Consider the following 14,722-nt stretch of genomic DNA (forward strand, 5'->3'; position numbering starts at 1 on the left):
AACCTGGGTCTGGCCCTTGCCACCCGCCCGGACCTGCCGAGTGATGACCGCGAGGTGATCGCGAGAGCGCACCTGGAGGCGAAGGAGGCGATCGCCGAACTCAATGATCTGGTGCGGGGGCTGCACCCGGCCGTGCTCGAAGACCGAGGTCTGGACGCGGCGTTGTCCGGGCTGGCTGCCCGCACGCCTTTGCCGGTGCGGCTGCGGGTCAATCTGGAGGAGCGGGTGGCGCCCAACGTGGAGTCGGTCGCGTACTTTGTGATCTCTGAGGCGCTGGCCAATGCAACGAAGCACGCCAACGCGATGCATGCAGAGGTGATAGTTCGTCAGGTTGGCGAGGTGCTGCGAGTGCGCGTTACCGACGACGGGCTGGGCGGTGCCGACGCCGCCGCCGGCACGGGGCTGACCGGGCTGGCCAAGCGGGTCGGCTCCCTCGATGGGGCCTTCCACGTCAGCAGCCCCGTTGGCGGGCCCACCACCATCACCGCGGAGCTGCCGTGCGCGCGGTGATCGCCGAGGATTCGGTGTTGTTGCGGGTCGGCCTGATCAAGGTGCTGGAGATGGGCGGGTTCCAGGTCGCCGGGGAAGCCGGCGACGCGGAGGGGCTGTTGGCGGCGGTGGCGGAGCACCGGCCCGAACTTGCCTTGATCGACGTCCGGATGCCGCCCGGCTTCACCGACGAGGGGGTGCGGGCGGCGATGGAGATCCGTCGGCGCTGGCCGGGGACGGCGGTGGTGCTGCTTTCGCAGTACGTGGAGGAGCGGTACGCGGCTGACCTGCTGTCTGCGAACACCAGCGGTGTGGGCTACCTGCTCAAGCAGCGGGTTGCCGATGTCGCCGACTTCGTGGCGGCGGTCCGGCGAGTGGCGGACGGGGGCACGGCCCTGGACCCGCAGGTCGTCGCCCAGTTGCTGCTGCTGCGGCGCGACAGCGACCCGCTCGCGCGGCTGACCCCCCGCGAACGGGAGGTGCTCGGCCTGATGGCCGAGGGGCGCTCCAATGCCGGCATCGCGCAGGCGCTGGTGGTCAGCGAGAGCGCCGTGGCGAAGCACATCAACAACATCTTCGCCAAGCTTGACCTGCCCGTGGTCGACGCGGACCACCGCCGCGTCCTGGCCGTGCTGCGGTTCCTCGGAGCGTCCCGGGCCTGACCTTCCCATCCGTGATCACGATCTACGGCTGGAGTATTAAAGGGGATGATGGGCGTTGGGAGGGGAGACCACGTCCCGGAGGTTGTCCCGGCTGGCGTGCGCGTTGGGGCTTGCAGGGCTGCTGATGAGTGGCTGCTCGGCCGGCGGATCGTCTGTTGAGGTGTCCCAGGGCGACATCCTCGGGACCTGGACCAACCAGAAGGGGGCCAGCCTCGTCATCGAGCAGGGGGAACGTTCCGTTCGGAAAAGATTGCCAAGGCGGTCTCGCTGCAGGACGGATGTGCCCAGGCCCTTGCTGCCGGGAAGTGGCTTCTTCTGGGCGATCAGACACATGTGGCGAGGACCAGCGACCCCAAGGGGTCGAGTATCAGCCTGATGGCCGGCGGAAGTGGCCGGCACATCGCTTGCAGCATTGCAGCGAGTGTCAAGAAGGATGACGGCGGGATGAACCTGTGTCTGGTCGAGGACCTCGACCAGACCTGCGGGGACGGACAGCTGCTTCGCAAGTCCTCGACCGGGTGACCTGTCCTTCCCATGGCCATCGGGTCTCCCCGGCGATCGGCGGGGGAGACCCGAGGGCTTGGCGGAGCTTCGACCTTGCTTGAGAGGGAGGGTGAGTCTGCGTTCCGTACCGCCCTCAGGCGGCAGGGCGGGCCGCTCGCCGGCGGTAGTAGTGCACGGTGAGGATGCCGAGCAGGGGGCCCCAGGCGGCGAGGGGGAGGTAGGCGGCCCAGAAGGTGACGGTCTGCCAGCCGTGGGTGATCAGGCCGGCGTCGGTGGAGCCGTCGATCTTGCGGCCGGAGGCCATCATGGCCAGCGCGTAGGGGAAGATCATCAGTGCCGCCGCGCCGAGTCCGGCGGGGACGGCGGCGGCGAGGGGCGGCACCCGCCGGCCGCCGAGGCGGGGGATCCAGCGCGGCCACACCTCGCCCCACCGGCTGACCAGGCCGACCGCGAGGAAGGCCACGGCTTCGCTGAACAGGCTCATCCCGATGACGTACCACCACTCGCCGCCGAAGAGCTCGGGAGCGGCGGGGGCGTCGGGGCCGGGCTCCATCAGCGGCACGCGCAGGTCGACCCCCGCGATCCGCCAGAGGCAGGAGGGCAGCACGAGCAGGCTGACGAGACCGGCCGTCCGCACCGCCCAGCGGGGTACGCCCTCCGCCGGCCGGCCGTGCAGCCTCTGCAGGATGGTGCGCGCGGTCATGGGTGATCCTCCTCGTCCGAAGCCCCGGGGCCGAAGCCCCGAAAGGGGTGGCTGCTTCGACGATGGCAGCTGCCCCGGCCCCCGCTCCTCCACCGTGGGGAGGGCCGCATCACCCGCGCGAGGGAGCCGGCCCGGCCACCCCCTGCTCCTGGGGCCGCCCCGCGATGCGGCGCGCACGCCGGGGGAGCCGTCCGTCGGCCATCCGGCGGACGGCCGGACCCCGATCGGGCGGCCTCCCCCCGTGCCACGGATCCCACTGGTACCACAGAGCCGACAGCCAGGGGGGTACGCAGAGACGAGGTAGCGCAGCGCCATGTCCCACCACCTCAGTGGTCCGAACCTCCGCTCGCCCCGGGGCGACGCCCGGCTCGACCTCACCGACGTGTTCGCCTTCCCGGCTGCCGACGCCTCCGGCCGCACCGTCCTCATCATGAACGTGAACCCGTACGCGCCCACCCGGGCCGCGGAGTTCCACCCGGACGCGGTCTACCGGATCAACATCGACAGCGACGGCGACAACCAGGCGGACGTCGCCTACTCCTTCACCTTCTCCGACCCCGACACCGGTGGTCAGACCGTCACCGTCCACCGTGCCACCGGGGAGGCGGCCCGCAAGCACGAGGCGGGCGGCGACGTGCTGTTCGACGGAGTCCCGGTCGCCTTCGGCTACAGGCCGGGCGTGGTGGAGAGGGACGGCTGCAAGCTGTCCGTCGGGCTGCGCAGCGACCCCTTCTTCGCCGACCTCGAAGGGATCGTCAACAACTTCACCTGGACCGGCAAGGACGCGATGGCCGAGGCCAACGTGTTCGGCATCGCCCTTGAGGTGCCCGACGCCGAGCTCGGGCCGGAGCCGGAGATCGGCGTCTGGGCGCGGGTCAGCCTGCACGAGAACGGCCGGCTGGTCTCGGTCGACCGGGGCGCCCACCCGTCCCTGACCGCCTACTTCAACGCCGAGGAGGTCAAGGACGCCTACAACACGGGCGAGCCGGCCGACGACTGGGAGAAGTACCGCGAGCCGTGGACGGCCGTCCTCCAGCACACCGGGGACTACACCACGGAGGCGGCCACCGAGACGCTGAAGCTCGTCCTGCCCGACATCCTCCGCTACGACCGTTCCCGCCCGGCTGCCTACCCCAACGGCCGCACGCTGGTGGACGACGTGACGTCCGCCCGGCTGGCGATGGTCTCCGGGGGCAAGATCACCAGCGACCACATCCCGCCGCACACGGACCTGCTCCCCGCCTTCCCCCACCTCGGCCACCCGCACCCGGCCGAATGACGCGGCGGCCGGGCCGCCCGCCCACCATGGGCAGCCCGGCCGGGGGAGCGCCGCGGCCATATCGATTTAGGCATGGTCGCGTGTGTGGGCAGTCCATGGCGGATCGAGATTCCGCCGCGTGAAACGGGTGTGCGTCAATCGCCGTGGTGCAGGTCGCTGAGGTCGGCGTACTCCTGGATCAGGGCGCGGGCCTGGTCGGGGGCGAGCGGGCGGGCGAAGAGGTAGCCCTGGCCGAGGGGGCAGCCCATGGCGGCGAGGAGGTCGCGCTGCTCGATGTTCTCGATGCCCTCGGCGATGACCTGGACGCCGAGGGTGTCGGCGATCCGGGTGATGCCCTCGACCAGGGCGTACTGCTGCTGGGAGAGGCCGAGACCGTCGATGAAGGACTTGTCGATCTTCAGGATGGAGATCGGGAACTCGCGCAGGTAGGAGAGGGACGAGTACCCGGTGCCGAAGTCGTCGATCGCGATGCCGACGCCCAGCTCGCTCAGCGTTTGCATATCGGTGTGCACGCGCTCGTCGCGCCGCATCAGCACGGACTCGGTCAGCTCCAGTACCAGCGCTCCGGGATCGATCCCGGAGCTGCGCACCGCACCGCGGACCACGTCCACGAAGCCCGCGTCGCGGAACTGCCGAGCCGACACGTTGACGTTGACCCGCAGCGGCGGGCGGCCGCCGGCCTTGCGGTGCCCGGCGCTGAGACGGTGCCAGCCGGCCGCCTCATGGGCGGCGCGCTCCAGGACCCAGGCGCCGAGCGGCACGATCTGGCCGCTCTCCTCGGCGAGCGCGATGAAGTCGTCGGGCAGCACCATGCCGCGTCGGTCGTGCGGCCAGCGGACCAGCGCTTCGAAGGCGACCAGGTCGCCGGTCTGCAGGTCGACGATCGGCTGGTAGTACAGGTTGAACGCGGACTCGGCGATCGCGGAGTCCAGGTTCTCGTTCAGCTCGTGCCGCTCCACCAGCCCGGCCTGGAACGCGGGCTGGTAGTGACACCACTGCCGCTTGCCGGCCGACTTCGCCGAGTACAGGGCCAGGTCGGCGTGGCTGAGCAGCTCCGTCGCGTCCACGCTGTCCTCGGTGGTGGCGACGCCGATGCTCGCCGACACCCGGACCGCGCCCGCGCTCAGCTTGAACGGCTCCGCGAAGGCGGCCAGCACGGCGTCCGCCGTGGCGCCGACGTCGGCCGGGCGCACCGCGTCCTCCACCAGCACCGCGAACTCGTCGCCCCCGAGCCGGGCCGCGGTGTCGGAGGTCCGCAGCGCGGTGGAGACCCGGAGCGAGACGGCGACGAGCAGCTCGTCGCCGACCGCGTGGCCCTGGGTGTCGTTGACCACCTTGAAGTCGTCCAGGTCGATGAAGAGCACCCCGGTGATCGCGCCGCTGCGCTCGCCGCGGGAGAGGGCGTGGCCCACGCGGTCCTGGAACAGGACGCGGTTGGCGAGGCCGGTCAGGGAGTCGTGGAAGGCGCGGTGGGTGAGCTCGCGCTCCATCTGCCGCTGCTCGGTGACGTCGCGCAGGGTGAGCACCAGGCCGCCCACGGTCGGATCGCCGCGCAGGTCGTTGCAGCGGACCTCGGCCTCGATCGGGGTGCGGTCGTGGCGCAGCACCCGCCAGTGCTCGCGCTGCGGCTCCCGGCCGTCGCCCGTGCGCGCGCCGCTGCCGTCCAGGCCGCGCATCCGGGCCAGCGCGCTGCCGACGGCGCGGCTGTCCTCGGGCGGGACGAGGTCGGTGATCAGCGTGCCGTCCAGGCTGGGGTAGCCGAGGACGCGCTCGGCGGAGGAGGAGGCGTACCGGACGCCGTCGTCGGCGTTGAGGATCAGGATGACGTCGCTGGCGCTCTGCACCAGGGTGCGGAAGTACGCCTCGCTGTTGCGGCGGTTGATCTCCTGGCTCAGCATGACGCGCTCGACGGCCAGTGCGGCCTGGGCGGCGAGGATCTCCAGCGAGCCCCAGAGGCTTGCCAGCTCCTGTTCGGTGCCGGTGACGATGAGGGCGCCGATCAGCGGGTCACCGGAGGGGCGCTCGGCCAGGGTGAGCGGGCAGAGCAGGGCGGACGGCATGCCGTCGAGGCGGGCGGCGAGGTCGCTGCCGATGTCCTCGACGGGCAGTAACCGGGTCTCCCGGACGGCGGCGAGGGCGAGCACCTCGTCCGAGTCGGAGCCGTTGCCGAGGGCGTGCAGGGTCGGGCCGCGTTCGGCGTGCCGGACGTGCAGCACACCGGCCTCGGTGACGGCGAGCAGTGCGACGTGGCCGGGCTCGGCGGGCATCAGGGTGGAGGCGGTGTTCTGGACGGCGTCGGCGACCTCCTCGACCGTGACGGCCGAGGTCAGCGAGGCGCCGGCCTCGCGCAGCGCCCGCTCCCGGGCCAGGGCCTGCCGCCGGGCTCCGACGACGATGGCGAGGCGGGCCAGGACGAGCAGGAAGAGCAGGGCGGAGAAGGCGCCGATCACCCCGGCGTTGTTGGTGTTGCCGTTGATGGACTCGACGATCAGGATGGTCGGCGCGATCAGCGAGGCGACGGTGAGCAGGGCGAGCCGGCCGCGGCCGAGGTCGGCCTCCTGCGAGGGCACCGGTCTGGTCAGCTCGACCATGGAGGGGTGCAGGGCGGCCGCACCCCAGGCGGTGTAGAAGGCGGCCCAGCCGAAGTCGACCGGGGTGCCGATGTGCCAGTCGCCGTGCAGCTGGATCAGCCCGTACAGGATGTCCGAGATCAGCAGGCCGACCGTGCCGACGGTGAGCAGTTGGAGGGCCCGGCTGCTGCCGCCGCGTGGGACCAGCAGCCGCAGCAGCAGGAAGAGGACGATCACGTCCCCCAGCGGGTAGGCCATCGAGACGGCCTTCTGGAACCAGCTGAGGTCGGGGTTCCGGGCGTACGGGAGGATCAGGTAGATCCAGGCGAGCAGGGCGAGGCCCATGGTGAGGATGAGCGCGTCCAGCAGGCTGGCGCGGTCCTGATGGGCCGTCCGCCAGCGGATGAAGCCCAACACACCGGCCGCGTACAGCAGGTACTCGGCGAGGTAGAAACCGTCGGCGACGGAGGGGAAGGGGCTCCCCAGGTGCAGGAACTCCAACTGGATGACCTGGACCACCTCGCCGGCGGTGAAGCTGAGGTTGGCGAGTGCCAGCAGGTACCAGAAGAGCGCGTGGGAGGGGCGGTTGAGGCGGACGCCGACCACGATGGCGGCGACGCCGCCGAGGCCGATGCCCGTCCACCAGATGATCCGCTGCGCGGGATTGATGTAGTAGATGCAGGTGAACAGCACCATCCACACCAGGTAACAGGCCATCAGGCGATGTCGCCGGCGTGTCAACGAGGCTACCTCCTCCACGACATCACTCCGCCGGTCGGGCGGGGGAGTTCGGCGAGGAACGGGTCTTCCGGGGATGCCCTTCGGGCAGGGGCTTCGTCCGTCCGGTGGATTGCGATCGGACGTTCGAAATGTGCCATGAGTGCGTATAGTCGGAAATGTCGCACCTCCCAGCATTCTGCCGCCACAGCATGAGGTCAAGCCGGTGGACGATGCAGCAGACAGCGCACAGGGCGCACGGACGGAAGTGAACTCCGGACGTCACGCCGTGCTGTGCAACGAAGACGGTCAGTATACGATCTGGCCCGGCGATTTCACCGTCCCGAGCGGTTGGCGGACGGTGTTCGGGCCGGACGACCGGGCAGCCTGCCGGGCCTACGTGGAACGCGAGTGGCGGTGGGAGGGGCTCGGGCTCGGGCCCTTACCGGACGGGAGAGCCGGCGCGGGCCGCCCGCCGGCCCGCGCCGGGTTCGCCGACACCGTGCACGGGCTCTTCCGGGCCCGCGCCGCACACGACCCGGACGCCGTCGCCGTGCTCGCCGAGGACGGCGCACTGAGCTACCGCGAACTGGACCGGCGCAGCGACCGGCTGGCCGCCGCGCTGCGCGCCCGGGGCGTCGGCGCGGAGCGGGTGGTACCCGTCTGCCTGGAGCGCGGGACCGGCCTCGTGACGGCCTGGCTCGGCGTCCTCAAGGCCGGCGGCGCGTTCCTCCCGCTGGACCCCGCCCACCCGGAGCGGCGGCTGGCGCAGCTCGTCGAGGACTGCCGGGCCGAGGTGGTGGTGGCGCGGCGCGGGCGGCGGTTCCCGGGCGTCACGGTGCTGGGCGTGGACGGGCAGGCGCCCCCTCCCGCCCCGGACCCCGGCGCACCCGCCGGCACACCCGACGACGTCCCGGCCGCAGTCGCGGCCGGCTCCTCCGCAGCCGCAGCCGCACCCGACGCAGCCGACCCCGCGGTACCCGACCCAGCGGTACCCGACACCGCCGTACCGGACACCGCGGTACCCGACACCGCCGTACCGGACGACCTCGCGTATCTGATCTACACCTCCGGCACCACCGGCACCCCCAAGGGCGTACCCGTCACCCACCGCTCGCTGGTCTTCACCCTGGACCGGGTCATCCGCGCCTACGAGCTCACCCCGCGTGACCGGGTCCTGCAACTGGCCGCGCTCGGCTTCGACACCGCACTGGAGCAGGTGCTCGCCACCCTGGTCAGCGGCGCCACCCTCGTCCTCGGCGGGGCGCGGACCTGGGCACCCACCGAACTGGTGCACCGGATGAGCGATCTGGCACTCACCGTCACCGACCTCACACCGGCCTACTGGCACCACGTGCTCGCCCTGCTCCCCGAGGGCGGTCCGGCCCCCGCCGGCCTGCGCCTGATGGTCGTCGGCGGGGACACCGTGCACGCCGACGACTGCCGCACCTGCCTGGCCCGGCTGCCCGGCGTCCGGCTGGTCAACGCCTACGGGGTGACCGAGGCCGCCGTCACGTCCACGCTCTGCGAGGTGACGCCCGAGGTGCTCGCCGGCGGCGGGGTGCACGGGTGCGCCGTGCACGGGGCCGCGGCCCACAGCGGGGCCCCGGACGGCGAGGCGGCGGACGGCGGCGTGACGGGGGCGGCGCCGGTGCCGATCGGGCGGCCGCTGCCGGGCGTGCGGGTGCACGTGCTGGACGCGCGGCTCTCCCCGGTGCGGCCGGGGGAGAAGGGCGAGATCTACCTCGGCGGCCCCGGCCTCGCGCGCGGCTACTGGCGCCGGCCCGGGCTCACCGCCGAGACGTTCCTGCCCGACCCGTACGCGCCCGCCCCCGGTGAGCGCATGTACCGCACCGGCGACGCCGGCCGCTGGCGCGCCGACGGCAACCTGGAGATCCTCGGCCGCTTCGACGACCAGGTGAAGGTCCGCGGCTACCGCGTCGACCCCGCCGAGGTCGAATCGGTGCTCGCCGCCCACCCCGACATCCGGCAGGCCCGCGTCGCCGCCGACGGCAGCGACGACGGGACGCGCGTCCTGACCGCCTACTACACGCTCACCGACCGGGCCGGCTCCGGTGCCCACGCCCGGCGCGCCCAGATCCGCGCCTACCTGGCCGACCGGCTGCCGGACTTCATGGTCCCGGCCGAGTTCGTGCTGCTCGACCGGATGCCGCTCACCTCCCACGGCAAGATCGACCGCCGGCGGCTGCCGCACACCGCACCGCAGCTGCAACGCCGGGAGGGCAGGGGAGGGGCCGACGAAGAGGCCCGGGCCCGCCAGGCGATGAAGGCGGGCGACGTGGGCACGGACGAGGCCGCCCGGGCCGACGGCGTCCCACGCGCCGACGGGACCCCGCGTCCGGACGGGACCCCGCGCCCCGACGGCAACGGGAACGCGACCGAGGCCGGCATCGCCCACCTCTGGTCCGAACTGCTCGGCGTCGACACCGTCGGGCCCTCCGACGACTTCTTCGAACTCGGCGGCAACTCCCTGCTCGTCATGGAGATGATCGCCCGGGCCCGGATCATGTTCGGCATCGACGTCACCCGGATCCGCTTCCTCACCCGCTCGCTGCTGCGCGACTCCACCCTGCGCGCCTTCGCCGCCGCCACCCGGACGGCACGCTCGGCCCGGGACGGCCTCGGCGAGGCCGCCGTCGACTGGGTCGCGGAAGCCGAACTCGGCACCCCCGTCCGGCAGTCCTGGCGCCCCGCGCCCTCCCGCGCCGAACCCGCCGAGATCCTGCTCACCGGCGTCACCGGATTCTGCGGTGCCCACCTGCTGCACACCCTGCTCCGGACCACCGGCGCCCGCATCCACTGCCTGGTCCGCGCCCCCGACGAGGAACACGCGCTCGAACGCATCCGCGCCGCGCAACAGCGGTTCCTGCGGCAGGACCTCTCCGACGCCCGGGTCGTCCCGCTGGTCGGCGACCTCACCGAACCGCTGCTCGGCCTGACCCAGCACCGGTTCGAGGCGCTGGCCAGCAGCCTGGACGCCATTCACCACTTCGGCGGGCAGGTCAACTTCATCTACCCCTACCACCAGTTGCGCGCCGCCAACGTCGGCGGCACCCGCGAGATCGTCCGGCTGGCCGGGCACTCCCGCGGCATCCCGGTGCACTACCTCTCCACACTCGCCGTCCTGGCCGGCTTCGGCCCGGCCGGCGTCAAGGAGGTGACCGAACGGATGCCGCTCGCGTACCCCGAGAGGCTCGCGGTCGGCTACGTCGAGAGCAAGTGGGTCGCCGAACAGCTGCTGCACAACGCGGCCGGGGCCGGCCTGCCGGTCACCGTGCTGCGCACCAACGACGTCACCGGCGACCTCACCACGGGGGTGATGAACACCGGCACCGAGATCTGCGCGCTGATCAAGTACATGGCGGACAGCGGGAGTTGCCCGGACGTCCGGCTGCTGCTCGACTTCGTCCCGGCCGACCGCTTCAGCCAGGCCGTCGCCCGGATCGCCGCCCACGCCCCCGCCAACGGCGAGGTCTACCACATCACCTCACCCCGCCCCGCCGTCCTTGCCGACCTCGCCGCCCGCCTGCGCGCCCGCGGCTACCCGGTGGACGAAGTCCCCTACGACATCTGGGTCCAGGACCTCGTCCGCTTCGCCGCCGGCCACCCCACCCACCCGATGACCCCGTTCGTCCCGCTCTTCGTCGACCGCAGCCCGGGGACGGAACTCTCCATCAGCGAGATGTACTTCCGCCCGACGTTCCCGCTCTTCGACCGCGCCAACACCGAACAGGCGCTGGGGGGCAGCGGGATCGACCTGCCGGCCGTGGACGACGGGCTGCTGGACCACTACCTGGAGCAGCTGGCGGCGGAGGGCTTCCTGACCCCGCCGGTCGGGGTGGTGCGGAGGTGAGCGCCGTGGCCGGGGTGTTCGACGGGCTGGACGTGGCGCGGGCTCCCGGGGACGGGCCGGTGGCGTTCGGGGCCGGGCTCGGGGCGGAGGTGCTGCTGGCCGCGTACCGGCGCGGGCTCTTCCCGATGCCCGCCGCCGACGACTACGCGAGCGCCTTCAACGAGGCCCGGTTCGAGGACGCCGTGGCCGCGGGCACGGTGGCGCTGCTCCCGGGCACCGCCGCCGATGACGACGACCCGTACGCGCTCGCCTGGTGGTCCCCCGACCCGCGCCCGGTGATCGCCCCGGACGGCGTGCGCCTCGGGAGCCGGCTCGCCCGGCGCCTGCGCAACAGCCTGCCGTGGTGGACCAGCGCCGACCGGGCCTTCCCCCGGGTGCTCGCCGCCTGCGCGGAGGACCGCCGGCCATACTGGCTCACCGAGGAGCTGCGCGCCGCACTCCTCCAGCTGCACGAGCGCGGTGCGGCCCACAGCGCGGAGGTCTGGGACGGCGAGGAGCTGATCGGCGGCGTCTTCGGGGTCGCCGCGGGCCCCGTCCTCAGCCTCGACTCGATGTTCCACCGCCGCTCCGACGCCGCCCGCGTCGCCGTCGCCGACCTCGCCGCACGCTTCGCCGAGGCCGGCGGCCGCCTCCTCGACGCCCAGTGGGACACCCCCCACGTCCGCACCCTCGGCGCCACCAGCCTCCCCCGCGCCCGCTATCTCGCCGAGCTCGCCGCCCCGCCGGACGGCGTCCGGCCGCTGGCCCCGGACTCCCTTCCGGCCTCCCGTCTGGGGCGTGTCTGACGGCCGGGGTTGGTGAATCCGTGCCGCCGTTTACCCGGGGCCCCGCCCGGGAACGGGGCCGGGCATGGTTTCTGTGGTGGTGGCACCGTGGGGCGGTGAGCCCGTTCTCGTGCGGGCCGGTGACGAGCTGCACGACGCGGCGAGCACGATGAAGGTGGCCGTGCTGGCGGCGCTGTACCGCAGCGGGGCCGATCTCGAGGCCGAGGTGCCGGTGGTGAACCGGTTCGCCTCGGCGGCCGGCGGGGAGTTCGGCAACGACCCCGGCTGGGACAGCGACCCGCAGCCCTGGACGCTGCTCGGCGGGACGGCTCCGCTGCGCACCCTCGCCGAGCGGATGATCACGCACTCCTCCAACCTCGCCACCAACCTCTGCCTCGCGCACGCCGGGCCCGAGGCGGTGGCCGAGGTCTGGCGGCGGGCGGGTGCGACCCGCAGCGCCAGCCCGCGCGGGATCGAGGACTACGCCGCGCGCGAGGCGGGCGTGCACAACCGGGTGAGCGCGCTCGACCTGGTCCGCCTGCTGCAATCCCTCGCGGACGAACCGGAGTTGCTCGCACTCCTGGAGCGCAACGCCTTCCGGGTGGATCTGGCGGCCGGGCTGCCGCCGGGCACCCGGATCGCGTTCAAGAACGGCTGGTTCCCCGGTGTGCGGCACAGTGTCGGCCTGGTCCACCCGGAGGACTGCCCGCCGTACCTGATCGCGGTCTGCTACACCGGCCCGCTGGCCTCGGGCGAGGACGAGGCGGACCCTGCGGCCCGCCTGCTGGCGCGGATCTCGGCGGCGGTCTGGGGGCGGCGTCACGAGGTCGCCAGTGCCTCCAGCCCCTCCAGCGCCGCCTCGTTGAGCAGGTTGATCCGGACGAACCCGGGGTGGCCGGGGAGTTCGAAGTAGCGGCCGTCCAGGGCGAGCAGGCGGTCGGCGGGGGCGCTGGGGCGGGCGAACAGGAAGTAGCCGGTCTCGATGGCGGCCTGAGCGGCCAACGCCGTTCCGGCCGAGAGGCGTTGGTGGTTGGCGCGGATGTGGTCGATCAGCCGGTGGTTGCCCTCGACCCGCATCAGGTCGGCGGCGCGGTGGGCGAAGAGGCGGTCGGCCACGGTGACGTCGCCGTGCAGGTTCAGGTGGAGTTCGGCGAGCGGCTCGCGGAGCCGCTCGGGCACCAGCAGGTGGGCGCAGCGGTAGCCGTGGATGGACAGGTACTTGGTGGGGCAGACCATCCGCAGGGTGAGGTCGGCGGGAAGGGTGGCGGAGTCCTCGCGGCGGCTGCCGTCCCACCGCAGGTACTGGAAGGTGCCGTCCACGAACACCATGGATCCGGTGGCGCGTTGCCATTCGGCGAGCTGCTTGAGCACCTCGGCGGGGACGCGCCGGCCGGTGTACCAGACGGGGTCGGTGAGCAGCAGGACGGTCCGCTCGTCGGGCAGGTCCAACGCGAACTCGCCCTGGTGGGCGTGGGTTTCGGCGACGGATACCGGTTGGATGCCGAGCGTCCGGAAGAAGTAGGCGAACTTGTAGTAGACGGGCGGGAGGTAGTGGATCCGGGTGTGACCGGTCAGCCGGAGCCAGGTGCAGAAGGTGCCGATCAGGCTGCTGGAGCCGCCGGCCGGGACGACCTGGTCGGGGGAACGGGGCTCTCCGTCGTAACTCTCGTGCAGCCGTGCGATCTTGGCGCGCAGGGCGTCGTCCTCGTCGATCGCGGAGTAGCGGGTGACGTCGCCGAGGCGGTAGGGCGGGGTGTGGGCGAGGTCGCCGAGGTAGTCGGCGACGTAGGGGTGGCCGCCGTTGTAGTCGGAGACGAAGAGGCGCCCGTCCGGCCGCCGGCGGGCCCGTTCCACGGATTCGTGCAGGTCGAGCATGCGGAACAGCGACGACATCCCGTACCCCTCAAGCCGGTCACGCTACTTGTCGGACGGTCGTCAAGTCTCTCCGTGGCCCTGCGCGGGCACAACCCCGCGCAGGGCCACCGGCAGGGGCGGCGGAGCGTCAGTACGGCTGGACGAGCACGTGCGCGGCGCCCGGGATGCCGACCTTCAGCAGCTCGTCCTCCTCGGGGGTGGTCGGGGTGCCGGTCTCCTGCTTGAGGACGGCGCGGGACAGCGCCTGCACCCACATCGCGCGCGGCCGGCGCCGCTCCTCCCAGGCGGCCAGCGCGGCGGCCACCTCGCCGGACTCCGTGACGGCGTCCAGCGACTCGGCGAGCACGAGCGCGTCCTCGACCGCCATCGCCGCGCCCTGGGCCAGGTGCGGGGTGCTGGCGTGCGCGGCGTCGCCGGCCAGGACCACCCGGCCGACGTACCACGGCTCCTCCACCGTGACCTGGGAGATCCGCGAGTAGACCACCGCGGCCGGGTCGGTGACCTGCGCCAGCGCCTCGGCTATCGGGCCGCCGAAGCCGGCCAGCCGCGCGGCGAGCTGCTCGTGGGCGCGGTCCACGTCCGGGCGGAAGTCCTCGGCCTCGGCGAACACCGAGCCCAGGTACATGAGTTCGTCGGTGATCGGGGTGAGCAGCGCCTTCGCCCTGAGGTTCCCCGCGGACATCACCACGCCCTGCACCTCGGGCAGGCGCGGCAACGTGACCCGCCAGTTGGCGAAACCGGTGTACTCGGGCGTGTACGTGTCGCCGTACAGCCGCCTGCGCAGCGGCGAGCCGATGCCGTCGAAGCCGACCACCAGGTCGTAGCGGCCGCTCCGCCCGTCCGAAAGGGTGACGTCCACGCCCTCGCCGTCGTCGGTGAGTTCGGTGATCGTGGTGGAGAAGCGGATCGACGCGCTGGCCTCGGTGGCGGCGGCGGAGAGCACCCTGGCCAGGGCGGGGCGCGGGATGCCGTTGTTGGCGGGCGCGTCGCCCATCCGCGGCTGCGGGATCTCGGCGAGGGTGGCGCCGGCCGGGTCGCAGATGGTCAGCACCTCCCACGCGAAGCCGGCGGCCAGGCAGGCGTCCAGCACGCCGATCTCGCGCATCACGTGCAGCGCGTTGGACGGCTGGATGATGCCGACGCCGAGCGCCTCCAGCTCGTCGCGCAGCTCGGCCACGTCGACCCGGTGGCCGCGCCGGGCGAGGGCGGTGGCCAGGGTCAGGCCGCCGATCCCGCCGCCGTGGATCAGGACGCGCAGGGATGAGGTCATGACGGGGTTCTCCAA

10 protein-coding genes are annotated in these 14,722 nt (G+C 72.8%); 6 read left to right on the forward strand and 4 right to left on the reverse strand.

Annotated elements, in window-relative coordinates; genetic code table 11:
- Both ACZ3YO_RS05700 and ACZ3YO_RS05705 read left to right on the forward strand, forming a co-directional pair.
- On the forward strand, positions 1–510 hold a 510-nt coding region (locus ACZ3YO_RS05700), incomplete at its 5' end, for a sensor histidine kinase (RefSeq protein WP_465565248.1).
- A complete protein-coding gene (locus tag ACZ3YO_RS05705) occupies positions 498–1,151 on the forward strand; it encodes a response regulator (RefSeq protein WP_465565251.1) in 654 nt (217 codons plus the stop codon). The genes ACZ3YO_RS05700 and ACZ3YO_RS05705, both read left to right, overlap by 13 nt.
- Before the next feature lie 637 nt (positions 1,152–1,788).
- Here ACZ3YO_RS05705 and ACZ3YO_RS05710 read toward each other — a convergent pair.
- Positions 1,789–2,358, reverse strand: coding sequence for a hypothetical protein (locus tag ACZ3YO_RS05710; RefSeq protein ID WP_465565253.1), 570 nt, complete (start codon positions 2,356–2,358; stop codon positions 1,789–1,791).
- Between the two features lie 313 nt (positions 2,359–2,671).
- Here ACZ3YO_RS05710 and ACZ3YO_RS05715 point away from each other — a divergent pair, with 313 nt between their 5' ends.
- Positions 2,672–3,637 (forward strand): DUF4331 family protein, encoded by a 966-nt coding sequence (locus ACZ3YO_RS05715; RefSeq protein ID WP_465565256.1) that lies wholly within the window; start codon positions 2,672–2,674, stop codon positions 3,635–3,637.
- 134 nt (positions 3,638–3,771) lie between these two features.
- Here ACZ3YO_RS05715 and ACZ3YO_RS05720 read toward each other — a convergent pair whose 3' ends face one another.
- A complete protein-coding gene (locus tag ACZ3YO_RS05720; protein WP_465565259.1) occupies positions 3,772–6,924 on the reverse strand; it encodes a putative bifunctional diguanylate cyclase/phosphodiesterase in 3,153 nt (1,050 codons plus the stop codon).
- Positions 6,925–7,192: 268 nt separating this feature from the next.
- On the opposite strand from ACZ3YO_RS05720, the gene ACZ3YO_RS05725 reads away from it, so the two are divergent.
- The 3 genes from ACZ3YO_RS05725 to ACZ3YO_RS05735 all read left to right on the forward strand — a co-directional run bounded on the left by ACZ3YO_RS05725 (position 7,193) and on the right by ACZ3YO_RS05735 (position 12,475).
- A complete protein-coding gene (locus ACZ3YO_RS05725; RefSeq protein ID WP_465565262.1) occupies positions 7,193–10,798 on the forward strand; it encodes an amino acid adenylation domain-containing protein in 3,606 nt (1,201 codons plus the stop codon).
- On the forward strand, positions 10,795–11,583 hold the full coding sequence (locus ACZ3YO_RS05730; RefSeq protein WP_465565265.1) for a leucyl/phenylalanyl-tRNA--protein transferase: 789 nt from the start codon (positions 10,795–10,797) through the stop codon (positions 11,581–11,583). The genes ACZ3YO_RS05725 and ACZ3YO_RS05730 overlap by 4 nt, the downstream gene beginning before the upstream one ends.
- A gap of 64 nt (positions 11,584–11,647) precedes the next feature.
- Positions 11,648–12,475 (forward strand): serine hydrolase, encoded by an 828-nt coding sequence (locus ACZ3YO_RS05735; RefSeq protein ID WP_465565268.1) that lies wholly within the window; start codon positions 11,648–11,650, stop codon positions 12,473–12,475.
- Here ACZ3YO_RS05735 and ACZ3YO_RS05740 read toward each other — a convergent pair.
- Positions 12,382–13,455, reverse strand: a complete 1,074-nt coding sequence (locus tag ACZ3YO_RS05740; RefSeq protein ID WP_465565271.1) for an aminotransferase class I/II-fold pyridoxal phosphate-dependent enzyme — start codon at positions 13,453–13,455, stop codon at positions 12,382–12,384. The two genes, ACZ3YO_RS05735 and ACZ3YO_RS05740, sit on opposite strands and share 94 nt — an antisense overlap.
- 109 nt (positions 13,456–13,564) lie before the next feature.
- Positions 13,565–14,707 carry an FAD-dependent monooxygenase gene (locus ACZ3YO_RS05745; protein WP_465565274.1) on the reverse strand — a complete coding sequence of 381 codons (1,143 nt, stop codon included), beginning with the start codon at positions 14,705–14,707 and terminating at the stop codon, positions 13,565–13,567.
- Positions 14,708–14,722: the final 15 nt, after the last annotated feature.

This window comes from Kitasatospora sp. NPDC022785 (assembly GCF_055561295.1).

Coding starts and splice junctions, on each gene's coding strand:
- ACZ3YO_RS05715 (WP_465565256.1), top strand. CDS start 2,672: ATGTCCCACCACCTCAGTGGTCCGAACCTCCGCTCGCCCCGGGGCGAC.
- ACZ3YO_RS05745 (WP_465565274.1), bottom strand. CDS start 14,707: ATGACCTCATCCCTGCGCGTCCTGATCCACGGCGGCGGGATCGGCGGC.
- ACZ3YO_RS05710 (WP_465565253.1), bottom strand. CDS start 2,358: ATGACCGCGCGCACCATCCTGCAGAGGCTGCACGGCCGGCCGGCGGAG.
- ACZ3YO_RS05720 (WP_465565259.1), bottom strand. CDS start 6,924: ATGGCCTGTTACCTGGTGTGGATGGTGCTGTTCACCTGCATCTACTAC.
- ACZ3YO_RS05735 (WP_465565268.1), top strand. CDS start 11,648: ATGGTTTCTGTGGTGGTGGCACCGTGGGGCGGTGAGCCCGTTCTCGTG.
- ACZ3YO_RS05740 (WP_465565271.1), bottom strand. CDS start 13,455: ATGTCGTCGCTGTTCCGCATGCTCGACCTGCACGAATCCGTGGAACGG.